This is a genomic window from Kaistella treverensis (assembly GCF_900114045.1).
Taxonomy (GTDB): domain Bacteria; phylum Bacteroidota; class Bacteroidia; order Flavobacteriales; family Weeksellaceae; genus Kaistella; species Kaistella treverensis.
The window spans coordinates 690,651-717,203 of record NZ_FORQ01000001.1; the positions used below are offsets into that span (position 1 = coordinate 690,651).

The following is a 26,553-nucleotide window of genomic DNA, read 5'->3' on the forward strand; positions in this document are numbered from 1 at the left end:
GCTAATAAATTTTCCATTAATTAAAAGAAAAGCTGCTTTTAATTCAGAAAATAAGTGGAGAGAAAGTTCATAAAACGGTTCATATCCTGGCGCATCGCAAAAGCCAGAAGATATTTTACCTGAGACAAAATCGGTTCAAAACCATTCGAAAGTTTCAGAAATTCGCGCTCCGGAATAATGCCGTAGCATTTTCCCTGATGAATTAATTTCAGCGTGTGGTCGCCTAAAGAAACCGTCATATTTCCCATTTTCTTGTAAAAAGTATAGTCGCTCACCTTCACAAAGCCGTCATCCAACATCTCAGAAATCAGTTTATTAAAAAGTTTTTGGCCTTCCGGTGATAAATTCATGGCGGGAAATTTAACCTGGTAAAATTAGTAAAAACAAATAAATATTTTTTGGGAACTAAAACGGCATTTTTTTCTGTTTTAATAAAAATCCGCGTTTCTGAAATTTAAAAAAATTTACCATTAAAAGCCCATTTTTTTTGTTTTTTAACTTTCAGAAAAAGTCCTATTGCAAACGCGGCAAAATTTAAAAAATTAATAGGCTTATTTTAAGCCCCGTAAAATCAGTGCTTTAAAGCAAAAAAAAGTACCAAATGTGGAATTTATATTTGTAATTTTATATTACAAAAAACACAACCATGGGAAAATTTATTATTTCGTCCAGAAAAAATGGTGCCTACCATTTTAATCTGAAGGCCGGAAACGGCCACGTCATTCTCTCCAGCGAAAGCTATAAATCTAAAACTGCCTGCCAAAACGGCATCGAATCGGTGAAGAAAAACGCCGTAAACACTGGGCGATTTGAAAAAATTACCGCTCCGAACGGCAAATTTTATTTCACCTTAAAAGCGTCCAACGGCCAAGTCCTGGGAACCAGCGAAATGTATGAAACACTAAGCGGACTCGAAAACGGTGTTGAATCAGTGCAAACCAACGCCGCAGAATCCACTGTTGTGGAAGAATAAAAAAGAAAAAATATGCTCTTTTAACGGCATTTTTTTATTTTAGTACTTCAGAAATTTACAGATGATGACTAAAACCGAAATGCTGAATAAAGCCATAAAAATAGCGCAGAAAGCACACAAAGGCCAAACCGATAAATTTGGTACGCCGTACATTGGTCATGTAATTCGAGTGATGAATTCCGGGAAAACGTACGATGAAAAAATCGTTGGTGTATTGCACGACGTGATTGAAGACTGCCCGGAAATTACGCTGGATTACCTTTTGGCTGAAGGTTTTCCTAACCATATCGTCTTCGCGATTGAATGTCTCACGAAATCACCTTCGGATATGGATTACACGGATTTTATTCGCCAAATTGAAAAATCACGACTTGCGGTGACGGTGAAATTTTATGATTTGGAAGATAATATGGACCTGAAACGATTTACGCAGCCGCTTACTGAACGAGATTTGAAAAGGCTGAACAAATATCTGACAGCTTATCTTTATTTAAAAGAAAAATATTAGATGGTTTTGTCGGAATCTTGCAGAAGTCTTTCCAGCTCGGCCATTTCAGCTGGTGTGATGTCGCGCCATTTTCCAACAGGAAGATCGAGTTTGAGGTTCATAATACGGATGCGTTTCAGCTTTTTCACTTCATAGCCGCAAAATTCGCACATCCGGCGGATCTGTCGGTTTAACCCTTGGGTGAGAATAATCCGAAAAGATAAATTATCGATTTGCTCCACCAGACATTTATTGGTCATGGTGCCTAGAATAGGGATTCCGCCGCGCATTTGCATTAAAAATTTGGGCGTAATCGGTTTGTCTACACGCACTATATATTCTTTTTCGTGATTGTTTCTGGCGCGCAAAATCTTATTCACGATATCGCCGTCTGAGGTTAAAATAATTAAGCCTTCGCTGGGTTTGTCCAGTCTTCCGATGGGGAAAATTCTTTTTGGATGGTTGACGAACTCTACAATATTATCCCGTTCCCGCTTGGTATCGGTGGTACACACGATTCCGACAGGTTTGTTGAGCAAAATATAGACGTGCTCGTCTTCGGTTTTGCGGATGGATTTATCGTCTACAAAAATCTCGTCTTCGTCGGAAACTTTGGTGCCGAGTTCCGGAACCACGCCGTTAATAGTGATCCTACCCTGCTCCAAAAGACGGTCTGCTTCGCGGCGCGAGCAAAAACCTACTTCGGAGAGGTATTTATTTATTCTGGTTTTTTCGGGATCCATTATTAAAAATTTACTGAGTTTAGCGGCGAATTTTTTTTGACCTTGAAATTTTTACTTTTTAAAGTTCTGAAAACTGTAGTCATTTTCCAAATATTCGGAGCTGGCGTTTTCGATGGAATATTCACCGATTTTGGTTCGTCTTAAATTGGTCAGATACGCGCCGACGCCTAATTCCTGACCAATGTCGTGGGCCAAACTGCGGATATAAGTTCCTTTGGAACAGCCTACGGTGAAACGTACAAACGGTAAATCAATTTCAATATTTTCAATGTAATTGATGGTGATTTTTCGGGATTTCATTTCGACTTCTTTTCCTTTGCGCGCTAAATCATAGGCGCGGTTTCCATCAATTTTGATGGCGGAGAAAACCGGCGGTTTCTGGTCGATTTCACCGATAAATTTAGCTAAAGTTTCGGTAATGTGATTTTCGGTAATACCGGAAATGTCTTGAGGAAAAATTTCCGGTTTTTCGGTATCGTAAGATTCGGTCTGTACACCGATTTTTATTTCGGCGTGATATTCTTTTGGTGCGTCCTGAATTTCGGGGATTATTTTGGTGAATTTTCCGGTGCAGACGATTAAAAGTCCCGTAGCGCGAGGATCTAAAGTTCCGGCGTGGCCGATCTTGAATTTTTTCGGCAGGTTGAATTCGCTTTTCAGTTTGTATTTCAACTTATTTACCGCCTGAAAACTCGTCCAATCCAGCGGTTTGTCGAGGAGAATGATTTGGCCTTCTAAAAAATCAGTGTCTGTCATTTTAAAAAATAATAGCTAAAAAAGCGAAATCTGCAGCCCGACCTGAGTGGATCCCGATGTAAAATCGGGAGGGAAAGGAGGGCGGAAAAAGCTGCCCAAAAAATCTACTGAAACTGCGTAAAATAAATTAAAAGCACTATTCCCACGATGATGCGGTACCAGCCCCAAGGCTTGAAACCGTATTTTGTAAGTACGCCTATGAAAAATTTAATTGCCAAAACCGCCACGATAAACGCCACAATATTTCCGACCGCGAAGAGCATCAAATTGTTGCCCTGCATAAGCAATTCGTACCCTTTTTGCGTGGCTCCGGCATGATTCCAGTCTTTTAAAAAGACAGAATATGCCGTAACCGCCAGCATGGTAGGAACAGCCAGAAAAAACGAAAATTCGGCAGCTGCTTTACGCGTAAGTTTCTGCTGCATTCCGCCGATAATTGAGGCGGCACTTCGGCTGGTTCCCGGCATCATCGCCAGACATTGCCAAAATCCGATGAGCAGGGCGCTTTTATACGAAATGTCTTTTTCGTCGTCCACCGTGTGAACTTTGAAAAGTTTGTCTATGAAAAGCAAAACGACGCCACCCAAAATCAATACAATCGCTATTGGAACGGGATCACCGAGAACAGCTTCAATTTTATCATCAAATAATTTCCCCAAAACGAGCGCCGGAATTACCGCAAGCGCGAGTTTGAAATAAAAGTGAATGTTTTTGAAATCGAAAAACTTTTTCCAGTACAGAAAAACCACCGCCAGAATGGCCCCAAACTGAATGGAAACCTGGAACATTTTTACGAATTCATCTTCCTGAATGCCAAAAAGTGAACTGGTAAAAATCATGTGTGCAGTGGAAGAAACCGGTAAAAATTCGGTAAGTCCTTCGATGATTGCAATAAGAATTGCTTTAAATAAATCCATGAAAAATTGTATGATTATAAAAATTTTGCCCGAGTTTAAAGCTCAGGCAAAACGGAAAATTTCAGTGTTTTTACGCCTTATTTCTTTTAAGAATCGCGTATACTTCTACCGCGAAACCTGCTACCACCAACAGCGGTGCAATGCGAATTCGGCGGATGGAAAAAATAGATTCGTTCCAAGCGTTAGGATCGAATTTTCCGTCTACGGTATTGGCATCAGCGCCCATCATCAGGAGAAATCCGAGCAAAATCAAAGCAAGCCCAATGAGCATCCATTTGTAATTTTCGCGGCCGAAGTAGAAACCGATGTTTTCTTTAGCCGGTTCGGTGTAAATTTTTTCGGCGTTATTTTGGTGTTTTTTGCTCATTTTATGAATAATAAAGGTCATCTACATTAGAACGTAAGAATCTCCATGTTGCAAAAATAGTGCTTAAAACGGTAATTAAAATTCCACCAAAGAATATGCAAACAACCAGAATGATCAGCTGGTTATTGTCCTGCGCAAACGGTGTCCCTATTTGGGTGATGAAATAATACCAAGCGCCAAACAAAACCGCCAAGCCCAAAACCGCGCCGATAACACCAAGAATGATGGCTTCTTTGATAAACGGTTTCAATATAAAACGCCGTTTTGCACCAACAAGCTGCATGGTTTTGATGATGAATCTTTTTGAGAATATTTTCAAGCGGATGGAGTTGTTAATCAGCACAACGGCAAGTATTAAAAACAGCACAGAAAATCCTAAAATCCATTTTAAAATATTGTTCAGGTTGTTGTAAACTTCCACCATCAGCGTACTGTTATTTTTAACATCGGTGATGCCTTTGGTAGATTTTATCTGTTTGATGGCTTCATCAATTTTCGCGGGATCAACATATTCCGGTTTCAAAGCAACTTCAACCGAAGACGGGAAAATATTTTCTTCGAAAAGCGCGCTGCTTTCAATTCCCATGCTTTTTCGGGCCTCTTCAGCCGCCATTTCTCGCGAAATATAAGTGGCTCTTTTCACAGGTGCTAAAGTCTGAATTTTTTTAAAAGCTTCCTGTTCCTGTTTCACAATTTTAACGGAATCCTTTACGTCGTAATTTTCATCGAAGTAAGCATTAACCACCAATTGCTCTTTGATATAATCGGAATACTTTTGAGCGTTGATCAAAATAAGCCCCATCAAACCCAGTAAAAATAAAACCAACGCGATGCTGATAACTACGGTAATATTGCTGGAGCGAAGTCGTCTCTTGTTAAAATCCTCAACTGTCTTAGCCATTAATTAAAAAATTTCTGCTAAAATAGAAAAAAACTTCCGTAATTTGCGGAGAAACGCGGAAAATAGGTGTTAAAAAAAACTTAAAGCCATTTCTGCAAAACCTTTTATTTAAAGGTTTTCAGCGCCTTTTTAATTATCAAAAAAAATCTTCCATGAGCGTAAGAGCGAAGAAACATTTGGGTCAGCATTTTCTGACGGATGAAAATATTGCCAAAAACATTGTAGAAGGTCTTACGTATAAAACCGGAAGCAAAACGCTGGAAGTGGGTCCCGGAATGGGCGTGCTGACGAAATATATTCTGGAAAAAAACACTGAACTTTTCCTGGCGGAAATCGATACAGAGTCAATTCAATATTTACTGAAGAATTATCCGACGCTGGATGACGCGCATTTTGTAGGCGATTTCCTGAAAATTGATATAGCTGAAACTTTCGGTGGTGAAGTTTCGATAATCGGAAATTTCCCGTACAATATTTCTTCGCAGATTTTATTTAAAATCATTGATTTTTACGAAAATGTGCCCGAAATGGTCGGAATGTTTCAAAAGGAAGTTGCAGAACGCACCGCCGCTGTGCCACGCACCAAAGATTACGGAATTTTGTCTGTTCTGGTTCAGGCGCTTTACGATGTGAGATATCTTTTCACCGTTCATGAAAACGTTTTCAATCCGCCACCAAAAGTGAAATCCGGCGTTATAAGACTCACCAGAAATCCGAAAGCTGGTCTGACAGGAAATGAAATTTTATTCAAGCAAATTGTAAAAGCAGGTTTTGGACAAAGACGGAAAAAACTGTCGAATTCCCTCAAAATTTTAAATATTCCGGAGGCTTTGCTAAATCATGAATTTATGGCAAAAAGAGCGGAAGAATTATCGGTGAAAGATTTTATAGATTTCACCATTCTATGGAAATCAAACTTGTAAACTAAAAAACCATTTAATGCTGAAATGGTTTTTATTTTTTGGCGGTTATTTGTCCTCTTTTTTCAGTTCTTCTAAAAGCTGCTCCAGCGTGGCGATTTTAGATTTTAATGAAGTAATCTGCGTTTTATTTGTCGCTACATTACTTTTCAGCATCACGTTTTTAGCGCGCTCACTGTGGTCTTCATCGTCTTCTTCTTCGGCGATGTCTTCGATATCTTCCTGAATATCATCGATATCTTCGCTGATTTCTTCGATGTCTTCCTGGATATCTTCAATATCTTCCTGAATTTCATTGACGTCTTCCTTCAAATCTTCAATGTGTTCCTGACTTCTGTTGACCGACATTTGAATGAAAATGGCGAGATATATTGCTTCGAGTGACAAAACCGTGGTTAAAACCAAAAGCATTTTGTCAAATTCCACCACACCGAAAACCGGCAGCAAAAAAGCCGTTAAAAACAACACCGAATGTACGATAAGCGAAGGAATGGAGCCAATCCACCACATGACACCATCGGTGACGCGGACCAAAAAATCTACTTTTTCTTTGTTTTTTTCTTCTCTCGTCTTCATTTTTTCAACATTTTTAAAAGTCTTTGGAAACGCCTAAACCGAAAAGCGCGAAGTCATATTTGGCGGGATCAACTGCATCGAATTTACGTAAAATAAGATCCATTTCTTCTACGGTTTTCCAGTCATTTTGCTTTCGCGAAATTAGGTTCAGTTTGCGGGAAATATTTCCGGTGTGCACATCCAGCGGAACGGAAAGATATTTCGGATTGATGTTTTGCCAAAGCCCGAAATCTACACCTTTTTTGTCCTGTCTTACCATCCAGCGCAGAAACATCATCAGCCGTTTTGCGGACGAATTTTTGTAGGTGGAACTTACATGCTTCATGCTGCGGTGCGTTTCATCATTTTGAAAAAATTCCGAGCGGAAACGTGCAAAACTGTGGTAAAAATTTGTTTCGTGCAGTTTCAGAAAAAAAAGCTCTTCAAGCGACGAATTTTTCCGGTAAAGCCGTTGCAGACTTTCGGTAAAATATTTTAAATCTTCTTTGTTGAAAGTTCGGTGAACCGACTGATGATTAAATTTTTCAAAATCCCTTTCCGTGTAATTCAGGATAAAATCGTGCGGTGAATTTCCCATCCAGGAAAGAATTTTTTCAGCATCATTGATGATGGATTTTCGGTTTCCCCAGGAAATTGTTGCCGTTAAAAAGCCCGAAATTTCGATATCCTGCTTCAATGAAAAACGATGCGGAATCTGGATTGGGTCGTCCTTTATAAAATCCGTATTATTGTAAAAATCTGCTTTTTCGTCGAGGAATTCTTTTAAAAAAGCTTCATCAGCAAAATTTTTTTCCGCGTTTTCCATTCAAAAAAAATTAAATCTGAACCGGTTGCAGCGCTTTTGGCAATTCGGTGTTCGGGAAAACTTCGCGTGCTTCATTTAAAAAAACATTCAAATCGTGGTAGCGGTTTGAAAAATGTCCAAGGATCAATCTGCCGACATTTGCTTTTCGCGCAATTCGAGCGGCTTCCAGCGCGGTTGTGTGTCCGGTGTAATCTGCCATTTCTTTCAAATCATGAAGAAAGGTTGATTCGTGGTACAACACATCAACTTCATTTATTAAAGGCAAAATTTGTTCGGTGTATCTGGTGTCGCTGCAAAAAGCGTACGAGACAGATTTTGACGGCTCTTTGGTTAAAATTTCGTTTTTCAGTACATAACCGTCGCTTAAAATAAAATCTTTTCCGTTTTTCAGATTTTGGTAATCGCAGGTTTCAATTTCCGGATATTTGGAAACTTCTGCCATATTTAGGTGTCGCTCTTTCGGTTTTTCGCGGAACAGATAACCATTGCAATAAATTCTATGTTTCAGCGGAATGGTGAAAACCTCCAGCCTGTTATCCTCATAGATTTTTTCAGATTCCTTACTTTGAAGTTCATGGTAAACAACCTCAAAACCGCGGTGCGTTTCGCTTAACCGAAAAATGGTTTCGAGCATTTCTTTAATTCCGAGCGGTCCATAAACATGAAGAGGAGTTTCTCTGCCAAGCAGCCGAAAAGAGGCGATTAAACCCGGCAAACCAAAGCAATGGTCACCGTGCAGATGCGAAATAAAAATGTGGTTCACCTTCGAAAAACGCACTTTTGCCTTCCTTAATTGCACCTGAGTTCCTTCACCGCAATCGATGAGAAAACTGCGTTCGTCCATCTCGAGAAACTGCGCGGTAGGCGCAGAATTCACCGTTGGAATGGCAGAATTAAAACCGAGAATCGTAAGAAAAGTGCTCAAAATGCAGGTAAAATTTTATTTTCCCAAAAATAAGGAATATTAAATGATTTTAAAATATTCTTTTTAGCGAAGAAAAAATCCCGAATGATATTTTCGGGATTTTGTTTTTATTTTTTCAAAGTTCTGTATTTCAGATAAGAAATGATGGCCAGTGCAAACATAAATGCAGTGCCGATATACACCCAAGCCGGAACCGGAATTGGATCGCCTGCGGCGTAAGAGTGCAAACCTGTGAGGTAATAATTCACTCCGAAATACGTCATCACGATACTGCTTATGGCGAATAAAGCAGCAACATGGAAAGCCCACCTGCCGCGCAAGCCTGGAACCAAACGCATGTGTAGAACAAATGCGTAAACCATTACCGAAATAAACGCCCAGGTTTCTTTCGGGTCCCAGCTCCAGTATCTTCCCCAGGATTCATTTGCCCAGATTCCACCTAAAAATGTACCGACAGTTAAAGCATAAAGTCCAATCGTCAGCGACATTTCCGAAACGATGGTCAATTCTTTAATTGTAGTTTCGTTATGTAATTTATAAATCTCTTTGTTGGAGAAAATATAGAAGAAAAGCACAATCATCGCGATCACCATGGAAAGTCCGAAGAAACCGTAACTCGAGGTGATAATCGCGACGTGAATAATTAACCAGTAAGATTTCAATACAGGAACAAGCGGCGTAATTTGCGGATCAAGTGCCGAGCCACCGTGCGCAAAGCCCATCATGATTACCGCAACCATAAATCCTGCTGCCGGAATAAGCGCGTTCGAGTTTCGGTATAGTAGTAAACCTGCGGTTATACCGACCCACGAAATGAAAATAATTGCTTCGTAACCGTTACTCCAAGGTGCATGACCTGAAATATACCATCTACCAACCAAACCTAAAAATTGAAGAAAATAACCTACCAACCCAAGAAGAATTAATCCTTTGATCGTTTTATTTAAAATCTTATTCGGTTTAAACAATTCGATGAAACCTAAAAGCAAGAGTAAACCACCAATTACCGAATAAAACATCAATAAATAAAAGTTGATGTTTGCTTTATTCATCAAAACTTCCAGCTTAACTTTTGACTCACTTGGCACTACATTTTTCCCCCAGGTTTTTTGGTACTGTTCCAGTTTTGCAAGTTCAGCATCAGCTTTTGCCCAGTTTCCTGATTTTTGCGCCGATAAAACTTCGCTGAAATAAGGTCCCATTACTTTCTGGGATTCCATATCCGGTTCGAAATTTTGGTCTAACCACGAATGCCACGTATTGTTTGGATCATTCTGTACCGGAACGATGCGCATAAACTGTCCGCTGAAAAACTCATTGAAAGCCTGAACACGGTCATTTACAGCAATTACTTCTTTGTCGTAATTCGTTTGGTCTGCCGGTTTTTTACGGAAAGCTTCCTGATAATCTTCTTCTAAAACATAATGCAAAGCACCAGTTTCATCAGCTGGGAAAAGGGACATCAACGCGGTGTAACCCTCTTCATTTGCTTTGGTTTTTTTCTTTAGTTCATCGCCACCTTTGGTTCCAACTTTAATTAAAGGAACCATCGTCCAGCTTGCAGTATCCGTATTTATTGATAGAAACCACTGGTTTGCGGTAAGTGATTTTCCATCAGTTCCGCGGAATGCATCTTTTTTGTACAGTTTTCTCAGAACGTCCAAAGCCTGGGTGTTCATCGGAACAATTCGGCCTTCGTAATTCTGAACCAATAAATATCCGAATTTGTCTGCGTGTTCTTTATCAATTGTATTTTTTGCAATTATCACATCAGCGGTAATTGGCGTTGGCGATCTTAAAGCCAAAGAATTTTGTGGTTTTTTTGGTGTTGGTTCCGCGGTCAATAAATCTGCGGCGCCGTGACCGTGTCCGTCATCAGCAGAATGTGTTATTTCACCTGAACCGTCGGTAGTTCCGTGTGTTTCGATTTTTTGTGCATTGAAGTTCAACGTCATTAAAACCAAAAGTACGGTCGCTGCTTTTCTTTTGCTCACGTTTTTCAACATTGAATTCAGTTTCCAGAAATGTGTTCCTTTCCAGAAGAAAATCACAAACATTCCACCAAACAGGAAGAAATAACCAATGTAAGTAATCAGTGTTCCCCAGAAATCGTGGTTTACAGAAAGTACGGTTCCCTGTCGGTCCGGATCGAAACTCGCCTGGAAAAACCGGTAGCCACCGTGGTTCAAAACGTGATTCATATAAATTTTGTAAGGCGTTTGTTTTCCTTTGTCAATGATCTGAACATGGCTTTCATAAGCACTTGGCGAAGAACTTCCCGGATAAGTTTCCATTACAAAATCATCTAATTTCAAGGAAAAAGGCGTCGTATAAACTTTCGGACCGAAACCTAAAATAATATTCATTCCGTCCAAAGTCACCTGTTTAAACGCGTTTGGATTTCCTTTTTCTACCGGCAAATCAACCAATAATTTCGATTTTGGCCCTTGTAGTTCTACACGCAAATTATCCGAAACATCTTTATCTTTTTTACGGTCACCTTCATAAGCGATGAGTTTTCCTTTCGCCAAACCTTCGGGAACGACAAGTTTCAGGTCATTTACAGTGTATAAACTCCGCAAAACCAAAGGCTGATATTCATCTTTCTTCGTTGTTCCTTTTGCCTGCGTCGCCATCGTCATATATTCTGCCTCAACCGGAGTTTTGATGAGCAAAGTTCCGTTGGTATTATTAAATTCCACTGCGCCGTCAATTGCTCTGTTGAAGGAAACCAAAGTTCCGTTCACCAGTTTGGAATCGCCCGGTTTGATATAAATATTTTCGCGGCCGTTTTGTCCTGTAGAAACGATGTGTAAGTATTCTGTTCCTGCCGGATCTAGTACCAAACTGTCTTTTTTTCTTTGAATATAATCCACGGTTTTCACGGAAATCTTTTTGCCGTGGTAATCGTAGCTTGCGTTAAAATTTTTGTGAAGTGGCGACATCATGTATGGCACATCCTGATAATTCAGCACATCACCCTTTTCTTCAATTTGAATTTTAAAGAAATTTTTGTCGGTCACAATTTCATTCGAAGTTTCGCCTTCGCGAATGTGCATAATTCCTTCAAAACTGATGTATCGCGTTACTGCACCACCCAGAAAAATTAAAACAAAGGAAAGGTGAAAAACCAAAACCGGCCATTTTTCGCGTCTCCAAAGGCGATAACGTCCAATATTTCCAATAAAGTTAAGAATCAGCCAGAGCATTAAAACTTCAAACCATTTCGCTTCGTAAATCAAAGCTTTTGCAGTTGGTGTTCCGTAATCATTTTCGAGAAAGGTGGCGCGGGCCATTGCGAAAGCATAAACTAAAAGGAGAACCGCCATCGTCCTGGTCGAAATAATGATATCTTGAAGTTTTTTCATGAGAATCAATAAATTTTTATTTTTTTTGGCTGAAGACGTATTTTTTTCGCCACAGCTTGATTTTATTTAGAATAAATCTGAACGCTTGCAAAAATACAACGTATAATTTGAATGAGCGAATTTGCCCAGTCTTTTTTAAATTAAATAAAATGACATTTATTAGCCAAACGGTCACAAAAAAAATTTGCCGTTAAAAGGGCAAATTTTTGATTTCTGAGAGAACACTCATCAAAAATACTTCAATATTTTTTGCAAATGATGTTGGGATTAATTTCAATCAAATTATGAAGAAAGGTTTCCTCATTTTGTGGCGTAATGTAAAGATCATTCTTGAATTTTGAAGAAATTGTTAATCCTTTGGTAGCAGTTCCGTGTTTGTGAAAGCCGACCCACATTGTCTTACCTATTTCTATGGTCGTAATTGTTTTGATATCCACCTCGTATAGATTAAAAAACCAATAAACGATTAAAAAGTTTCCTTTAATGATTAGTTTTAAAAACAAGAAACTTGTGAGTACATAAAGAAAAGCGCCAGTACAGAATGCTAAACCTATTATAAATATTGATTGCTCGATTTCGAAAAACCATTTTGCGATTAAAAAAAATAACAGCATAGCAAGAATTGCGAAATTTATGACAAAAAATTTCTTGCCAAGCTTGGTTTTGAAAACGATTATTTTACTCATTTAATGATTGGTATCGTTCAACATCGGTACAAATTTATAGGCACCAAATTCTTCCCGTTCAAACTCACGTTCAGATTTTTTGGTAAATCGCATTAAAATCTGTTCATCGGTTTTTCCTAACGGAATCACCATTTTTCCACCAATTTTAAGTTGGTGTAATAGCTCCGTCGGTAAAACTTCAGCACCGCAGGTAACCAAAATTTTATCGAAAGGTGCAAAAGTGGGCAAACCTAAAAAACCGTCACCAAAACTTTGAAATTTTGGTCGCAGACGCAGTTCGCGGAGTTTTTTCTGAGCAAATTCATGCAGTTCTTTCTGTCTTTCGATGGTGTAAACCGTCGCATTTAAAGCAACCAATACCGCGGTTTGATAACCACAACCGGTACCGATTTCAAGCACTTTTTCTTTTTCTTTAAGCTCCAGAAGCGCCGTTTGTTCCGCAACGGTGGACGGATGCGAAATGGTTTGATGCGCCAAAATGGGAAAAGCGCGATCTTCATACGCATAATCTTCGAAAACGCTTTCCAGAAAAAGATGCCGCGGTACCATATTAATTGCAGAAAGCACTTTTTCATCATTAATCCCGATTTTATTCCGGAGATAATCCACCAATATTTTCCGCTTTCCTTTGTGAACGTAAGAATCCTGCATGTAGCAAAAATAGGAATTAGAACTTAGAAAAGAGAATTTAGAATTTAGAATTTTCTACCTTCTGGTTTCTGGCTTTTAACTTCTTTTTTTATCTTTACCGAAATTAGTAATTTATGCTTAAAGCAGGGTTAGTTGGCGCGGGGCATCTAGGAAAAATCCATCTCAAATTATTGCAGCAATCCGAAAAATACGACCTGATCGGTTTTCATGACGCGGATGCAGACAACGGCAGAAAACTCGAAAAAGAATTCGGTTACCGTTATTTCGAAAATTTCGATGATTTGCTGGCAGAAATTGAAATGCTCGACATTGTAACGCCAACTCTCTACCACTACGATTACGCCATGAAGGCGATTGAAAAACGCATTCATTTCTTCATCGAAAAACCCGTAACGCAGACTTTAAAACAGGCGGAAGAACTTCTCTACAAATGCCGCGAATTCAATATTCATGCGCAGGTTGGCCATGTTGAAAGATACAACCCTGCCTTCATCGGTTCCAAAGATTATATTAAAAATCCCATGTTTATCGAAATTCACCGGCTTGCGGAGTTTAATCCGCGCGGGACGGACGTTTCGGTGGTTTTGGATTTAATGATTCACGACCTGGATATTTTGCTGTCGATTGTAAAATCAAAGGTGAAAAACATACACGCCAGCGGCGTTTCTGTAGTTTCAAAGTCTCCGGACATCTGCAATGCGCGAATTGAATTTGAAAATGGTTGTGTAGCGAATTTAACGACGTCTAGAATTTCGATGAAAGCCATGCGGAAATCAAGGTTTTTCCAGCAGGACGCTTATATTTCGGTGGATTTTCTGGAGAAAAAAGCTGAAGTTATACGCATGAAGCCGGCACCGGAAAATCCGAGCGATTTTGATATGATTATCGAAAATGCGGAAGGCAAAAAAAATCAGATTATTTTTGAATATCCGAATATTCAGCCAAATAATGCGATTTTGGATGAGCTTGAAAGTTTCGCCACAGCGATCACCGAAAATAAAAAAGTGGAAGTTTCGCTTGAAGACGGCACCGAAGCTTTGAAAGTGGCGCTGGAAATTGTAAGATTAATTAGTTAATTTGAAAATATGCTAATATGCTAATTCTGATGATTGCTTCGTCATTCATGCCTCATTCCTCGCAATGACTTTTAAATGAAAAAACTATTCACTTTTTACCTGCTTTTTTGCCATTTTTTTCTGTTTTCACAACAGAAATGGGACGTCAGGTTTTATAATGAAATTATCAATCGTGAGGTTTTTATTTACGCCGATAATCATGAAGTAATGCCAATGTCCGCGCAGTTTGATTTTAAACTGAAAAATTTCACATCGAGTCTGGAAAACAAATCAATTGTGGTAATTCCGGCGAAAACCAACAGATTCTTAATTGCGAAGCTCACGACCATAATACCGAGCGAAGCCAACCAGTTTTCGTATTCCACGATGTTTAATTTCGGAAATTCTTTACAGGAAAATTTTGATGAGAATCACGTGTATTCCCTGCCTTTTCCGACCGGCGAATCCCATTTAATTTTTCAGGGTTATAATGGCAAATTTTCTCATCAGAACACTTCAGCGCTTGATTTTGATTTAAAAATTGGCGACAAAATTTTAGCCGCGCGCGACGGAATTGTGGTCAGCGTTGTTGACAATAACACGGCGAATTGCCCGGAATTCAAATGTGTGGAGTTTAATAATAAAATCACCGTCATGCACAGCGACGGCACTTTCGCGGATTATGTACACCTGAAATATAAAGGTGCGCTCGTAAAAAAAGGCGATGCTGTGGCGCAAAACCAACTCATCGGTTTAAGCGGAAATACGGGTTTTTCCAGTGGACCACATTTGCATTTTGGCGTTTTCATCAACCACGTTGACGGTTCGCGGACGTACATTAAAACAAAATTTAAAACTTCGGACAGCGCTGCGGAGCTTTTAGTTCAGGGAAAAACCTACACCAAAAACTATTAGAAAATAATCAAAAAAAAGGTCTATAAAGCCGGTAAAATTTAAAAATAAATAAGAGAAATTTAAAATCTCAATCACTTAAAAATATGAGTAAAAATATTGTAGTTATCGGTGCCGGAACCATGGGAAATGGTATTGCACACACATTTGCGCAGAAGGGATTTCAGGTAAAACTGGTAGATGTTTCCGATGAAGCTTTGCATAAAGGTTTAAAAACCATCACCGCAAATCTTGACCGGATGATCACCAAAGGAAGTTTAACCGAAGCAGAAAAAACCGGCACTTTAGGCCAAATTTCCACTTTCACCAAACTGGAAGATGCTGCCGGCGACGCTGATTTAATCGTAGAAGCCGCCACCGAAAACCTCGATTTGAAACTGAAAATTTTCAAACAAATGGATGAACTCGCGCCGCAAAACTGTATTTTGGCAACCAATACTTCATCAATTTCAATCACCAAAATTGCGTCGGTAACTTCAAGACCGGAAAAAGTGATCGGCATGCATTTCATGAATCCGGTGCCAATTATGAAATTGGTGGAAATCATCAAAGGCTACTCTACTTCCAAAGAAACTTTCAACGAAATTTTCGAAATGAGCAAAACTTTAGGAAAAACTCCGACCGAAGTGAACGATTATCCGGGTTTTGTAGCGAACAGAATTTTGATGCCGATGATTAATGAAGCCATCGAAACTTTGTACAACGGCGTTGCTGGCGTGGAAGAAATTGATACCGTGATGAAACTCGGAATGGCGCATCCGATGGGACCACTTCAGCTTGCAGATTTTATCGGTTTGGACGTTTGCCTTGCGATTTTAAATGTTATGTACGATGGTTTTAAAAATCCGAAATACGCGCCAAATCCTTTGTTGGTAAATATGGTGACGGCCGGAAAACTCGGTGTAAAATCGGGTGAAGGCTTCTATGATTACGCCGAAAGCAAAAAAGCAGAAAAGGTTTCTAAAATGTTTTTGAAATAAAAAATCACGAGTTTCAGCAAAATTAGAAAACATTTTTTCGGCCTTATTTCGACCAATTTTTAGAAAATTTCGCAGAAATGTTTTCAATTAAAATGATTACCTTTGAACCAGTTTTAAACATAAGAAAAATGAAATTACCAAAATTTTTATTAGCAGACAATTCAGATTTTCCTGAAGATTTATTTGTGGTACACACGGAGTATCCAAGATTTGTATTGAATGTTGAGGAAGAAGAAGTTGAATGGTTCGATGACCTCGACGGTGACGACGAAGAAACCGTAGCTGATGAAGCAACCAAGGTTGTAGAAGCTGCCTTCAAATGGTGCGACGAAGAGCTCGCGAAATATGATGAAGAAGAAGAAGAAGACGAAGAATAAAAAAAAGGGACTCATTTGAGTTCCTTTTTTTTTGCCGTTATATTGCCTTTTTTTTAAAAAATTTACTGTTTCGTAAATTTCAAAAGCAGTAAATTATCTTTATAAAGTTCCAACGTATTTCCGTTTACCACGTACTTTGTAGTTTCGCCCAACATGCTGAAAAAGTTGCTTTCAACGCTCATATTTTCGCACGCCATTTTAGTGGAACCGATATTTTTTGTAGAAAAATTTCCAACCGTCGGCTCCAGCATCAAATCTCCGAAATAGCTGTTACAGCCGCCATTTCCCGTGATTCTAGCTGATTCTATATTCAATGTCGGTTTTTTACCTTTTACGTCATCAGCCAAAGTCCATTTTGTATTGGTAATATTCGCCTGCGAAGTCCCAACTTTCGATCTTGAAGAAGACATTGTTGTACAGGACGCAACTGTTGCTGAAAATGCAACCGCCAGCGAAATATTGCGGACAACCTGAAAAGCGGAGAAATTTTGAAATGCTTTCATTCTGTAAATTTTGTAAGTCAAATTTAAGCAAATAATCTTGAAGTGAGCGAGAACGAAGGCTATTAATGCAACAAAAAAAAGCATCCTAGTGAAAGATGCTTTAGATTTTAAATTTGAATTAAGAACGAAGTTCGGCGGCAAATTCTTTTTTGAAAGTGTTAATTAAAGAATTCATCACTTCAGAAATATCCTTGTCTTCGAGGGTTTTTTCTTCATTCAGCAATTCAAAACTCATCGCGTAAGATTTTTTACCTTCCGGTAAATTTTTGCCTTCGTACACATCAAAAAGATTGATGCTTTTTAAATATTTTGATGGATTTTTCCGCGCGGATTTATACAGATCAGCATACGAAATATTTTTATCAACCAACAAAGCCAAATCTTTCCGCGTTTTATTAAATTTAGGAATGTCCTTGAATTTCAGATTGGTTTTTGCGCGAAGTTGCTGCGCGAATTCAAGCTCGATTTCGGCGTAGAAACATTCCTGGTCGATGTCCGCATCTTTAAGCAATTCTGGTGAAACTTTACCTAAACGTGCTAAAGTTTTACCATCCACAGAAAGTTCAACAACATCGGAAAAGCGAGAATCTTCTAGCACTTTTTCTTCAAGTTCTACCGGCAGCGAATCCAGCAAAATTTTCACATAAGATTTTAAATGGTAAAAATCGGTAGAGGATTTTGGCTGAAGCCAGTTTTCAAAAGCGTCGCGGCCCGAAACTAAAATCGCAAGCTGCTTGCGCTCTTCATATTTCTCAGTTTTGTGGTAAACTTTTCCGAGTTCGAAAAACTTAATGTTCGGATTTTTCCGCTTGATATTATAATCCGCGTTTTCCAAAAGACCTTCCAACAAAGATTTTCGCATAAACTGCAAATCGCTGCTTAAAGGATTTAAAATTTTCACCGCGTTGGTTTCATCTTTCACCGAAGTGAGTGAATTGTTCATCGCTTCGTAAAAACCGTTGCTTTGCAAAGTGCGCGCCCAGGAATTTTCCAACGCATCCTGATCGTTAAAGCTTAATTTTACCGGCGTAAATGAAAGTTTTTGTGGAAAATCTATTTTGTTATAACCGTAAATCCGCATGATTTCTTCAATCACATCAATTTCACGCGTAACATCGGCGCGGTATGGCGGTACAGAAATTTCCAGCCCGTTTTGAATTTCGTTTAAAACAACGATGTCCAAAGCTTTTAAAATTTCTTTAATTTTTTCTTTATGGATTTTTATGCCGAGAATTTGCTCAATTTTTGAAAATCTTAAGATGATATAATGATCTTCAATTTTTGTCGGATAATTTTCCAAAATTTCACCAACCAGATTTCCGCCCGCAATTTCTTCAAGGAGTTTCACCGCGTGCGATAAAGCAATTTTGGTCATATTCGGGTCAACGCCTCGTTCAAAGCGGAATGACGCATCGGTATTCAGCGCATGAAATTTTGCACCTTTCCGAACTCCAACCGGATTAAAATAAGCACTTTCCAGAAAAATGGTTTTCGTAGAATCTGAAACGCCAGACGTGGCGCCACCAAAAACGCCGGCAAGACACATGGGTGTATCTTTTCCGTCTTTAATCATAATTTCGGTGCCGTTCAGCGTGCGCTCCACTCCATCTAAAGTTGTGAATTTTGTGCCTGTTGCGCTTACACCAACTTTTACTTTTTTTCCGCTGATTTTATCAGCATCGAAAGCGTGTAACGGCTGCCCGAAGGAATGCAGAATATAATTGGTGATGTCCACGATATTATTAATCGGGCTTAAACCAATCGCCTGCAAACGCGTTTTCAACCAATCCGGTGAAGTCTCAACTTTCACATTTTCGATGATTGCGCCTAAATATTTCGGTGCTAAATCGCTATTTTCTATTTCAATTTTAAAGGAATGATTTCCTTCGCTTACCAAAGGTTTTTCAGCAACTTTATGGAAATCAGAAGCTATCTGATGTGTAGATAAATAAGCATTCAGATCACGCGCAACTCCGTAATGCGACATTGCGTCAGTTCTGTTCGGCGTTAGCCCAATTTCGTAAACCGCGTCACTATTTAATTCAAAATAATCAGCGAAATTTTTTCCGACTTCATATTTTGTTTCATCCAAAATCATAATTCCGCCGTGGTCGTCGCTTAAACCCAACTCGTCTTCAGCACAGATCATTCCCTGAGATTTTTCACCACGGATTTTGGCTTCTTTCATCACCAGTTTTTCGCCGCCTTTGTAAATGGTAGTTCCAACGGTGGCAACCGGTACGGTTTGTCCGGCAGCAACATTCGGTGCGCCACACACAATATGCAACGGCGTTCCGGAACCGATGTCAACAGTAGTTACTTTTAATTTATCAGCATTCGGATGCTTTTCGCAGGTTAAAATTTTGCCCACGACAATACCTTGCAAACTGCCTTTTACAGACTCGAACTGTTCAATTCCTTCCACTTCCAAACCGATGTCGGTAAGATATTCACCAATTTTTTCGGTTTTCAGATCCGTAGAAATATAGTCTTTAAGCCAGTTATTAGAGATTTTCATTGCTGTTGTAAATTGTAAATTATAATTCAGATTTCAATTAAAATTTTGAAATAAGAAAGTGGCAAATATCGTGATTCTGAAGGTTAAAAAAAAATTGAGATTCAAAAATATTGAATCTCAATCTGTATATTTTAAAAATATTGTTTGTAAATTTTACATTCCAATGACCGGCATGGAAAGCATCAGGATTTTTTCTTCGTCTTCCAGACCGTCTACCGGCTCGATAATTCCCGGGCGGTTCGGCTGAGACATTTTCATGGTAATATCGTCTGCGGATAAAACCGACAGCATTTCGGTTAAAAATTTCGAGCTAAAACCGATATTTATATCTTCACCATTATAATCACACGGTATCTGCATATCTGCTTTGTTCGCAAATTCGGTGTCTTCTGCATGAAGGTGCAAAATATTCCCCGAAAGTTTGAAGCGAACCTGATTCGTAGATTTATTCGACATAATCGAAGCTCTTCTGATGGAGCTTAATAATAAATTACGGTTGATGGTTAAAACATTCGGATTTTCTTTCGGAATTACCGCAGAATAATTCGGGTATTTTCCATCGATCAGGCGGCAAATCCAGATATTATTTCCGAAGGTGAACTTCGCCATATTTTCATTAAATTCAATCGCAACATCTTCGCTGGAAGACGCCAGAATGCTTTTGAAAATTGACAGCGGTTTCTTCGGCATAATGAATTCTACCGGCTCTGCGTTGATTAAATCGGTTCTTTTATAAACCACCAAACGGTGAGAATCTGTAGATACAAAATTGGTTTCATCTTCTTTAAACTGAAAAAGTACGCCAGTCATTACCGGACGTAAAGAATCGTTGCTGGTCGCGAATAAAGTATTGCTTAAAGCTTCGGATAAAATTCCTGCAGAAATGGTTACTTTTTGTGAAGCATCAAATTCCGGAATTTCCGGATAATCTTCAGCGTGGTCCAGGGCTACCGCGAAATTATCTTTTTCGTCTAAAATTTCGAGCAATTTTCCGTTTCCGTCTTCCGAATCTTTAATCGAAAGTGTAAGTGGCTGTTCCCCGTAAGTTTTTACAAATTCCTGAAAAATCTTGGCTGGAACGGCAATTTTTCCTTCCGCGTCAGATTTTACATCAAGTGAAGTTATCAAAGTTGTTTCTCCGTCCGAAGCCGTAACTTTCAAGATATCTTTTTCGATTTCAAATAAAAAGTTCTCAAGAATAGGCCGCGACTGCGAGTTCGAAATAACGCCGCTTACGGTTTGCAAGGCTTTTTGCAATTCACTACTGGAAACAATAAATTTCATAAAACTCAATTATTATTAATTTCACAAATATATAAATTAAACCCCGAAAAAATGCAACATTACGGCGCCTAAAAAGTTGAAGTCCTAAAAAGTTACTAACATTAATCTGCGGTCTGCAAATCATTTTTTTTCCAGGTTGATGGATCGATATCTACCGATAAGGCGAGGTAGAGAAAGTGCAGATTTCTATTGCCTTTTGATGAAAATTCTCTTTGCCAAAGGTAGCCGCCAGACAACGCAAAAACGTCATCAATCTGGTAACTCAAACCACTGAAAACGCGGTTCCGTGCAAACCAAACTTCATCAGCCGGTATGAAGAAAACTTCATCGTAAACATTGGCGGAAATGGTTCCCGGTTCTACAGTTTTGCTGTTCAGCGGCGCGGAGATGTTCAGGCGGTAACGCAAACGGATCCGGTCCGAAGTCGCATCTTTTTTTGGTTCATAAAACCAGCTTTTTTCCGCTCTTACCCGATTTTCAAATTTAAATCTTCCGGAATGCAAATCCTGAATATCCTGCAGCCAAATGCGGAATTCTTCCTTCACAAAAGAACGGTTAGTGTAATTCCCGTAGCGCCCAATTCCCACCAAAAATTTGTTGTTTGGCGTGATTTTATAACCTACTCCACCTTTCAGCTCGTAATAATCCGGATAAGAAAAATCTTCGATACCGCGAAGTTGACCTTCAACATAAGAATACCATTTATCATTGATTTTATAGTCAATGGTAATAACGTTATAGCTCGAAATATGTTCTTTCTGGGCAGAAACACTGAGAAATATTAAGAAACTGAGTAAAAAAAGAACACGTTTTGACATTCAGTAAATTTTACCTGTAAAATTAGCATTTTTTTTGCTTTTATCTAAAGTGCTAATTTATACGTGAAACCTACATGAAACCAGCGGCCCGGCATCGGAACACCGAAAGTTTCGGTATACTTGGTATTCGTCACATTATTAATCAAAAGATAAAGGTTTAAATTTTTGAAATCATAACTGAATTTTTCATCAAGCAGCTGATAACTTCCGGTCGTCACCCTTTCGTTATAGCGGTAAACTAGCTGATTTGTAAAATTTTTTAAGACCCGGTTTTCCAGTTTTGCTACAAATTGATGTTTTAAATTTTCCAATACATAACGAGAAATTAAATTCTGCGGATTTTTCAACGCGCTGTCGATGTAGGTGTAACCTAAAGAATATCCAGAAAATACACCGTCAAACCGCTGATTTATTTCCACTTCAAAACCTTTAGTATTAATCTCTCCGATGTTTTCCGCACGCCAAATATCATCAGCATTTTCTTTTACCCAATCGATGGAGTTTTCAGAATTTCGCGAAAAAAAGCTCATTTTGCCCAGAAAATTTTTCTTTTGAAAACGATAGCCGAGTTCTGTAGAAAGCGCATTTTCAGGTTTTAAATCTGGATTTCCTTTCTCCGTTTTGCTTACGTAATACAAATCGGTGAAAGTTGGGATGCGGTTTACTTTGGCTATATTTCCGTAAATTTTGTTGTTTTCATCGATGTCAAATCCGACATCCAGACCTGGATAGAAAAAATCTCCCACGCCGGCATAGTTCGCCCAGGAAATTCCGGGTGAAATCTGCATTTTTTCCTGAAATAACGAAAAGTGATGTTCAAAGAAAACCTGTGTTAAAAACCGTTCACGGTCGCCGAGATTATTACTTGATAAAAATTCCTTCCGCAATTCCACGCCCACACCAGTTGTACCTAAAGTTGAAGTAAAACTGCCGTTAACTTCTGCACCAACATTATTTCCGACGTGCATATTGCGGTAAATCTCCGGTTTTGCACGGTTGAACAAATATAGATCCTGTCCTCTGCGCCAGTACAGATTTGAATTTAAATTAAAGCGCTCGTACTTTTTCTCCACACCAAAACTTACCAAAGAAGCCTGAGTTTCTTCATATTGTTCGGTCGCGGCAGGTGACGCATAAAAGCCATTAGCACCGAACTTTTTCTCCTGAAATCCAGCCTGAAATTTCAGCTTTCCGTTCGAGATTTGGTATTGATTCTGGTAAAAAAGCTGGTTAATTTTATAATCAGTGTTATGACGGTAACCTTCGGAAGAGGAAGTATTTGCCTGAAAAAGATTCGAAAATTTTTCGTTCCCGAACTGTGCACCGAGGCCCAAACTGTACGTTTCGAAATCGCCGCCGCTGCCGGAAATATTCACCACATCTTCGGAGCTGGGTTTTGTAATAATATTGATGACACCTGCATAAGCATTCTGACCAAAACGCCGTGCTGCGGGACCTTTTATGACTTCAATTTTTTCAACAGCGGAAATATCGAACGGCAAACTCATGGAATTATGACCGGTCTGCGAATCATTAATTCGGATTCCATTCACCAAAATCAAAACCTGCTCAAAACTGCTTCCGCGCAGCGAAACATCAGCCTGAACACCATTTCCACCACGGCGGCGAATGTCAAATCCTGTAACTGTCGCTAAAAGTTCTTCCACGCTTTTTGCGGGCGACGCGCTGATTTCAGCTTTTGAAATTACGGTGATGTTTTCATTCACCTTCTGCACCGGAAGTTCCAAAAATTTTCCCTGCACGGTAACTTGCTCAATTTTGCTTTCTTTTTCCTGTGCTGATATTCCAAAAACGGTAAAGAAGGCCAAAACAGTTGGTGTTATTTTTTTCATATAGAAATTTTTTTGCCGTTATTTATGCAAATTTTTTAATTTTATAAAAAGCTCAATTTTCTTTATTTGATGCGGCTTTAATAAACTTTCGACGGCAAATATATTTCAGAAAAAGACAATAAAACAACTATTTTTTAATTAATTTTTATTTCAGAAAAATTGGGCCTTTTTGCCGCAAAAAAAATGCAACGCGCGTGCATTGCATTTTTTCTGTTTTAACCTTTATCTTTTTTTCATCAAATGTGTAATTAGATCATTCAGAATTTTTCTCATGATATTATTACTTTATTTGTCTAACAAAGATTGCAAAAATATATTTAAACTCCAAATTTGCCGCAGAATATTTCTCTCAAAAAATCCGTAATTTTGTAAGCTTTAATTCAACACATGATTGCACCTGCAGATATCGATATAAAAAAGTTCCTGTACGTAAAAAACGCGCACCTTAACAATCTGAAACACATTGATGTTCTGATTCCTAAGAATAAGCTCGTCGTGATTACTGGAGTTTCGGGAAGTGGAAAATCTTCGCTGGCTTTCGACACGATTTACGCCGAAGGACAGCGCCGGTACGTAGAAAGTTTAAGCTCTTACGCGCGCCAGTTTTTGGGAAAATTAGAAAAACCGAAAGTTGACGATATTAAAGGTTTGGCGCCTTCCATCGCCATCCAGCAAAAAGTAATTTCCAGCAATCCGCGCTCTACTGTCGGAACTTCTACGGAAGTTTACGATTATCTGAAATTGCTTTTCGCGCGTGTCGGACGTACATTTTCGCCGGTTTCCGGAAATGAGGTTAAAAAAGATTCGGTTACGGATGTTATTAATTTCATCGAAAGTAATGAAAACCAGACTTTTCTGCTGCGTTCACCATTGCAATTTGAAGTTTCAAAATTTGCCGAACAAGTCAACACGCTGAAACTTTCGGGTTTTACACGATTGGAAGTCAATGGAAATGTCGCCGGAATTGAAGATTTGGAAAGTTTCGGTTTCATCCCGGAAAAAGATATGGAAATCCAGCTTGTTCTAGACCGTTTCAGCTACGAAAATGATGAGAGTTTTCTTCAAAGATTGGCAGATTCCATCCAAATGGCGTTTTACGAAGGTCACGGTTACTGTTCACTGAAAAACATCGAAACCGGAAAAATTACCGAATTTTCGAATAAATTCGAGCTCGACGGAATAGAATTTATGGAGCCAAACGTGCATTTTTTCAGCTTTAATAATCCTTACGGCGCGTGTCCGGAATGCGAAGGTTACGGAAAAGTCATCGGTATTGATGAAGATTTGGTGATTCCGAATAAGAATTTATCCATTTTTGAAGACGCCGTTGCCTGCTGGAAAGGTGAAAGCATGAGCGAATGGAAACGGAATTTCATTAAAACCGCGAAAGATTTTCCGGTTCATAAACCCTATCACCAGCTGACTAAAGATCAGAAAAATTATCTGTGGAAAGGCGACCAAACGCGAAGTTTTCCATCGATTAACAGTTTCTTCAAAATGCTGGAGGAAAATCTCTATAAAATCCAGTACCGCGTTATGATTTCTCGCTATCGCGGCAAAACGCTGTGCCCAACTTGTGAAGGTTTGCGCCTGCGCGAAGAAACAAAATGGGTAAAAATCGATGGATACAGCATTCAGTCAATGATTGAACTGCCTTTGGATGAATTTTTACCATTGATCAAGTCCATCAAACTGAACAAACACGACGCGGAAATTGCAAAAAGACTGCTTTACGAAATTACCACGCGGCTGGAATTTTTAGATAAGGTTGGCTTAGGATATCTCACCATTAACCGAACTTCAAATACCTTGTCCGGCGGCGAAAGTCAGCGAATTAACCTGGCAACTTCGCTGGGAAGTTCACTCGTTGGCTCTATTTATATTTTAGATGAGCCTTCTATAGGTTTACACTCGCGCGACACCGAAAATTTAATTGAAGTATTGAAAAATCTGCGTGATTTGGGAAATACCGTTATTGTGGTAGAACATGATGAAGATGTGATGAAAGCTGCTGATTACATCATCGACATCGGACCTGAAGCCGGGTTTCTAGGCGGTGATTTGGTATTTGCCGGTGATTTTACGGAGCTTGAAAGTGCTGATACTTTAACCTCGAAATACCTTACCGGAAGACTGGAAATAAAAGTTCCGGAAAAGCGCCGTAAACCAAAAGAATGGATTCACATTAAAGGTGCACGGCAAAATAACCTTAAAAATATTGATGTAGATATTCCGCTTGAATGTCTGGCGGTGATTACGGGCGTTTCCGGCAGCGGAAAATCAACTTTAATGAAAGAAATTCTGACCACCGACATTCAGATTCAGCTCGGAATGGGCGGTAAAAAAGGTGATTATGACTCAGTAGAATTTCCACCGAAACTCATTAAAAATATCGAGCTTATCGACCAAAATCCGATTGGAAAATCTTCGCGCTCGAATCCTGTAACCTACTTAAAAGCTTACGACGACATCCGCGATTTATTTTCGAAGCAAAAACTGGCAAAAATGCAGGGTTTAATGCCAAAACATTTTTCGTTTAATGTAGATGGCGGGCGTTGCGAAGAATGCAAAGGTGAAGGCGTAATCACCGTCTCCATGCAGTTTATGGCAGACATCGATCTTGAATGTGAAACCTGCCATGGCACGCGTTTTAAAAACGAAATTCTGGAAATTAGATTCGATGAAAAAAATATTTCAGATGTGCTGCACATGACTGTGGACGAAGCTTTGGAATTTTTCACCGATAATGATCAACATAAAATCGTTACCAAATTAAAACCTCTGCAGGAAGTTGGTCTCGGTTATCTTCAACTTGGCCAAAGCTCTTCTACCCTTTCCGGCGGTGAAGCGCAGCGCGTGAAATTAGCTTCGTTTTTGGTGAAAGGCGTAACGACGGATAAAACGCTGTTTATATTTGATGAACCTTCTACCGGACTGCATTTTCATGACATCAATAAACTTCTGAAATCGCTGCAGGCATTAATAGAACTCGGACATTCGGTGATTGTGATTGAGCATCAGCCGGATATTATAAAAACCGCCGATTATATTATCGACATCGGCCCGGAAGCCGGAAAATATGGCGGTGAAATTGTTTTCGTCGGCACACCGGAAGATTTGGTGAAAAATAGGCAATCTTTTACCGGAAAATATTTGCTGGAAAAGCTGCAATAGCAAA

General features: G+C 39.1%; 25 protein-coding genes. 8 read left to right on the forward strand and 17 right to left on the reverse strand.

All coding sequences use genetic code 11. The features are described from left to right. Positions 1 to 38 precede the first annotated feature (38 nt). Positions 39 to 350 carry a hypothetical protein gene (locus BMZ55_RS03300; protein WP_089818604.1) on the reverse strand — a complete coding sequence of 104 codons (312 nt, stop codon included), beginning with the start codon at positions 348 to 350 and terminating at the stop codon, positions 39 to 41. Between the two features lie 296 nt (positions 351 to 646). Here BMZ55_RS03300 and BMZ55_RS03305 point away from each other — a divergent pair, with 296 nt between their 5' ends. Further along, positions 647 to 973: a YegP family protein gene (locus BMZ55_RS03305; RefSeq protein ID WP_089818605.1), complete on the forward strand. Its 327-nt coding sequence runs from the start codon at positions 647 to 649 to the stop codon at positions 971 to 973. A 64-nt stretch (positions 974 to 1,037) separates the two neighbouring features. Continuing rightward, positions 1,038 to 1,481, forward strand: a complete 444-nt coding sequence (locus BMZ55_RS03310; RefSeq protein ID WP_089818606.1) for a phosphohydrolase — start codon at positions 1,038 to 1,040, stop codon at positions 1,479 to 1,481. Here the strand turns inward: BMZ55_RS03310 and rluF are convergent. From rluF to BMZ55_RS03335, 5 genes are all read right to left on the reverse strand, one after another. Further along, entirely contained in the window at positions 1,478 to 2,203 is a 726-nt protein-coding gene (gene rluF / locus BMZ55_RS03315) for a 23S rRNA pseudouridine(2604) synthase RluF (RefSeq protein ID WP_089818607.1), read from the reverse strand. The two genes, BMZ55_RS03310 and rluF, sit on opposite strands and share 4 nt — an antisense overlap. A gap of 51 nt (positions 2,204 to 2,254) precedes the next feature. Then, positions 2,255 to 2,959, reverse strand: a complete 705-nt coding sequence (gene truB / locus BMZ55_RS03320) for a tRNA pseudouridine(55) synthase TruB (protein ID WP_089818609.1) — start codon at positions 2,957 to 2,959, stop codon at positions 2,255 to 2,257. 104 nt (positions 2,960 to 3,063) lie between these two features. Continuing rightward, on the reverse strand, positions 3,064 to 3,876 hold the full coding sequence (locus BMZ55_RS03325) for an undecaprenyl-diphosphate phosphatase (protein ID WP_089818611.1): 813 nt from the start codon (positions 3,874 to 3,876) through the stop codon (positions 3,064 to 3,066). A gap of 70 nt (positions 3,877 to 3,946) precedes the next feature. Next, positions 3,947 to 4,243 (reverse strand): DUF3098 domain-containing protein, encoded by a 297-nt coding sequence (locus tag BMZ55_RS03330; RefSeq protein WP_084060876.1) that lies wholly within the window; start codon positions 4,241 to 4,243, stop codon positions 3,947 to 3,949. Position 4,244: 1 nt separating this feature from the next. Next, positions 4,245 to 5,144 carry a cell division protein FtsX gene (locus tag BMZ55_RS03335; RefSeq protein ID WP_089818613.1) on the reverse strand — a complete coding sequence of 300 codons (900 nt, stop codon included), beginning with the start codon at positions 5,142 to 5,144 and terminating at the stop codon, positions 4,245 to 4,247. A 152-nt stretch (positions 5,145 to 5,296) separates the two neighbouring features. On the opposite strand from BMZ55_RS03335, the gene rsmA reads away from it, so the two are divergent. Next, positions 5,297 to 6,067 (forward strand): 16S rRNA (adenine(1518)-N(6)/adenine(1519)-N(6))-dimethyltransferase RsmA, encoded by a 771-nt coding sequence (gene rsmA, locus BMZ55_RS03340; protein ID WP_089818615.1) that lies wholly within the window; start codon positions 5,297 to 5,299, stop codon positions 6,065 to 6,067. Between the two features lie 45 nt (positions 6,068 to 6,112). Here the strand turns inward: rsmA and BMZ55_RS03345 are convergent, their stop codons facing one another. From BMZ55_RS03345 to BMZ55_RS03370, 6 genes are all read right to left on the reverse strand, one after another. After that, positions 6,113 to 6,640, reverse strand: a complete 528-nt coding sequence (locus BMZ55_RS03345) for a coiled-coil domain-containing protein (protein ID WP_089818617.1) — start codon at positions 6,638 to 6,640, stop codon at positions 6,113 to 6,115. Between the two features lie 13 nt (positions 6,641 to 6,653). Next, positions 6,654 to 7,445: a TIGR02757 family protein gene (locus BMZ55_RS03350; RefSeq protein ID WP_089818628.1), complete on the reverse strand. Its 792-nt coding sequence runs from the start codon at positions 7,443 to 7,445 to the stop codon at positions 6,654 to 6,656. Positions 7,446 to 7,455: 10 nt separating this feature from the next. Then, entirely contained in the window at positions 7,456 to 8,370 is a 915-nt protein-coding gene (locus BMZ55_RS03355; protein WP_089818630.1) for a ribonuclease Z, read from the reverse strand. A 107-nt stretch (positions 8,371 to 8,477) separates the two neighbouring features. Continuing rightward, positions 8,478 to 11,738, reverse strand: coding sequence for a cytochrome c biogenesis protein CcsA (gene ccsA, locus BMZ55_RS03360; RefSeq protein WP_089818632.1), 3,261 nt, complete (start codon positions 11,736 to 11,738; stop codon positions 8,478 to 8,480). 239 nt (positions 11,739 to 11,977) lie between these two features. After that, the gene (locus BMZ55_RS03365) at positions 11,978 to 12,424 is read right to left on the reverse strand and encodes a PH domain-containing protein (protein ID WP_089818634.1); all 447 of its coding nucleotides are present in this window, start codon (positions 12,422 to 12,424) and stop codon (positions 11,978 to 11,980) included. Continuing rightward, positions 12,425 to 13,075 (reverse strand): protein-L-isoaspartate(D-aspartate) O-methyltransferase, encoded by a 651-nt coding sequence (locus BMZ55_RS03370; protein WP_089818636.1) that lies wholly within the window; start codon positions 13,073 to 13,075, stop codon positions 12,425 to 12,427. A gap of 113 nt (positions 13,076 to 13,188) precedes the next feature. Here BMZ55_RS03370 and BMZ55_RS03375 point away from each other — a divergent pair, with 113 nt between their 5' ends. The 4 genes from BMZ55_RS03375 (at position 13,189) to BMZ55_RS03390 (ending at position 16,399) form a co-directional block, all read left to right on the forward strand. Next, positions 13,189 to 14,151, forward strand: a complete 963-nt coding sequence (locus BMZ55_RS03375) for a Gfo/Idh/MocA family protein (protein WP_089818638.1) — start codon at positions 13,189 to 13,191, stop codon at positions 14,149 to 14,151. A 75-nt stretch (positions 14,152 to 14,226) separates the two neighbouring features. Further along, a complete protein-coding gene (locus tag BMZ55_RS11530) occupies positions 14,227 to 15,045 on the forward strand; it encodes a M23 family metallopeptidase (RefSeq protein WP_089818640.1) in 819 nt (272 codons plus the stop codon). Between the two features lie 83 nt (positions 15,046 to 15,128). After that, entirely contained in the window at positions 15,129 to 16,022 is an 894-nt protein-coding gene (locus BMZ55_RS03385) for a 3-hydroxybutyryl-CoA dehydrogenase (protein WP_089818642.1), read from the forward strand. Between the two features lie 128 nt (positions 16,023 to 16,150). After that, positions 16,151 to 16,399 (forward strand): hypothetical protein, encoded by a 249-nt coding sequence (locus tag BMZ55_RS03390; protein WP_089819410.1) that lies wholly within the window; start codon positions 16,151 to 16,153, stop codon positions 16,397 to 16,399. 62 nt (positions 16,400 to 16,461) lie between these two features. Here BMZ55_RS03390 and BMZ55_RS03395 read toward each other — a convergent pair whose 3' ends face one another. From BMZ55_RS03395 to BMZ55_RS03415, 5 genes are all read right to left on the reverse strand, one after another. Next, a complete protein-coding gene (locus BMZ55_RS03395; RefSeq protein ID WP_089818644.1) occupies positions 16,462 to 16,902 on the reverse strand; it encodes an META domain-containing protein in 441 nt (146 codons plus the stop codon). Between the two features lie 118 nt (positions 16,903 to 17,020). Beyond that, on the reverse strand, positions 17,021 to 19,420 hold the full coding sequence (gene pheT / locus BMZ55_RS03400) for a phenylalanine--tRNA ligase subunit beta (RefSeq protein WP_089818646.1): 2,400 nt from the start codon (positions 19,418 to 19,420) through the stop codon (positions 17,021 to 17,023). A 153-nt stretch (positions 19,421 to 19,573) separates the two neighbouring features. Beyond that, a complete protein-coding gene (gene dnaN, locus BMZ55_RS03405) occupies positions 19,574 to 20,704 on the reverse strand; it encodes a DNA polymerase III subunit beta (protein WP_089818648.1) in 1,131 nt (376 codons plus the stop codon). Positions 20,705 to 20,805: 101 nt separating this feature from the next. Continuing rightward, the gene (locus BMZ55_RS03410; RefSeq protein WP_089818650.1) at positions 20,806 to 21,522 is read right to left on the reverse strand and encodes a DUF2490 domain-containing protein; all 717 of its coding nucleotides are present in this window, start codon (positions 21,520 to 21,522) and stop codon (positions 20,806 to 20,808) included. Positions 21,523 to 21,566: 44 nt separating this feature from the next. Further along, entirely contained in the window at positions 21,567 to 23,375 is a 1,809-nt protein-coding gene (locus tag BMZ55_RS03415; RefSeq protein WP_089818652.1) for a TonB-dependent receptor plug domain-containing protein, read from the reverse strand. Positions 23,376 to 23,762: 387 nt separating this feature from the next. Between BMZ55_RS03415 and uvrA the strand changes: the two genes are divergently transcribed. Beyond that, positions 23,763 to 26,549: an excinuclease ABC subunit UvrA gene (uvrA, locus tag BMZ55_RS03420; RefSeq protein WP_089818654.1), complete on the forward strand. Its 2,787-nt coding sequence runs from the start codon at positions 23,763 to 23,765 to the stop codon at positions 26,547 to 26,549. Positions 26,550 to 26,553: the final 4 nt, after the last annotated feature.

Excerpts from the sequence above, each read along its gene's own strand:
- BMZ55_RS03300 (WP_089818604.1), bottom strand. The coding sequence starts at position 350 with ATGAATTTATCACCGGAAGGCCAAAAACTTTTTAATAAACTGATTTCT.
- BMZ55_RS03305 (WP_089818605.1), top strand. The coding sequence starts at position 647 with ATGGGAAAATTTATTATTTCGTCCAGAAAAAATGGTGCCTACCATTTT.
- BMZ55_RS03310 (WP_089818606.1), top strand. The coding sequence starts at position 1,038 with ATGACTAAAACCGAAATGCTGAATAAAGCCATAAAAATAGCGCAGAAA.
- rluF (WP_089818607.1), bottom strand. The coding sequence starts at position 2,203 with ATGGATCCCGAAAAAACCAGAATAAATAAATACCTCTCCGAAGTAGGT.
- truB (WP_089818609.1), bottom strand. The coding sequence starts at position 2,959 with ATGACAGACACTGATTTTTTAGAAGGCCAAATCATTCTCCTCGACAAA.
- BMZ55_RS03325 (WP_089818611.1), bottom strand. The coding sequence starts at position 3,876 with ATGGATTTATTTAAAGCAATTCTTATTGCAATCATCGAAGGACTTACC.
- BMZ55_RS03330 (WP_084060876.1), bottom strand. The coding sequence starts at position 4,243 with ATGAGCAAAAAACACCAAAATAACGCCGAAAAAATTTACACCGAACCG.
- BMZ55_RS03335 (WP_089818613.1), bottom strand. The coding sequence starts at position 5,144 with ATGGCTAAGACAGTTGAGGATTTTAACAAGAGACGACTTCGCTCCAGC.
- rsmA (WP_089818615.1), top strand. The coding sequence starts at position 5,297 with ATGAGCGTAAGAGCGAAGAAACATTTGGGTCAGCATTTTCTGACGGAT.
- BMZ55_RS03345 (WP_089818617.1), bottom strand. The coding sequence starts at position 6,640 with ATGAAGACGAGAGAAGAAAAAAACAAAGAAAAAGTAGATTTTTTGGTC.
- BMZ55_RS03350 (WP_089818628.1), bottom strand. The coding sequence starts at position 7,445 with ATGGAAAACGCGGAAAAAAATTTTGCTGATGAAGCTTTTTTAAAAGAA.
- ccsA (WP_089818632.1), bottom strand. The coding sequence starts at position 11,738 with ATGAAAAAACTTCAAGATATCATTATTTCGACCAGGACGATGGCGGTT.
- BMZ55_RS03365 (WP_089818634.1), bottom strand. The coding sequence starts at position 12,424 with ATGAGTAAAATAATCGTTTTCAAAACCAAGCTTGGCAAGAAATTTTTT.
- BMZ55_RS03370 (WP_089818636.1), bottom strand. The coding sequence starts at position 13,075 with ATGCAGGATTCTTACGTTCACAAAGGAAAGCGGAAAATATTGGTGGAT.
- BMZ55_RS03375 (WP_089818638.1), top strand. The coding sequence starts at position 13,189 with ATGCTTAAAGCAGGGTTAGTTGGCGCGGGGCATCTAGGAAAAATCCAT.
- BMZ55_RS11530 (WP_089818640.1), top strand. The coding sequence starts at position 14,227 with ATGAAAAAACTATTCACTTTTTACCTGCTTTTTTGCCATTTTTTTCTG.
- BMZ55_RS03385 (WP_089818642.1), top strand. The coding sequence starts at position 15,129 with ATGAGTAAAAATATTGTAGTTATCGGTGCCGGAACCATGGGAAATGGT.
- BMZ55_RS03390 (WP_089819410.1), top strand. The coding sequence starts at position 16,151 with ATGAAATTACCAAAATTTTTATTAGCAGACAATTCAGATTTTCCTGAA.
- BMZ55_RS03395 (WP_089818644.1), bottom strand. The coding sequence starts at position 16,902 with ATGAAAGCATTTCAAAATTTCTCCGCTTTTCAGGTTGTCCGCAATATT.
- pheT (WP_089818646.1), bottom strand. The coding sequence starts at position 19,420 with ATGAAAATCTCTAATAACTGGCTTAAAGACTATATTTCTACGGATCTG.
- dnaN (WP_089818648.1), bottom strand. The coding sequence starts at position 20,704 with ATGAAATTTATTGTTTCCAGTAGTGAATTGCAAAAAGCCTTGCAAACC.
- BMZ55_RS03410 (WP_089818650.1), bottom strand. The coding sequence starts at position 21,522 with ATGTCAAAACGTGTTCTTTTTTTACTCAGTTTCTTAATATTTCTCAGT.
- BMZ55_RS03415 (WP_089818652.1), bottom strand. The coding sequence starts at position 23,375 with ATGAAAAAAATAACACCAACTGTTTTGGCCTTCTTTACCGTTTTTGGA.
- uvrA (WP_089818654.1), top strand. The coding sequence starts at position 23,763 with ATGATTGCACCTGCAGATATCGATATAAAAAAGTTCCTGTACGTAAAA.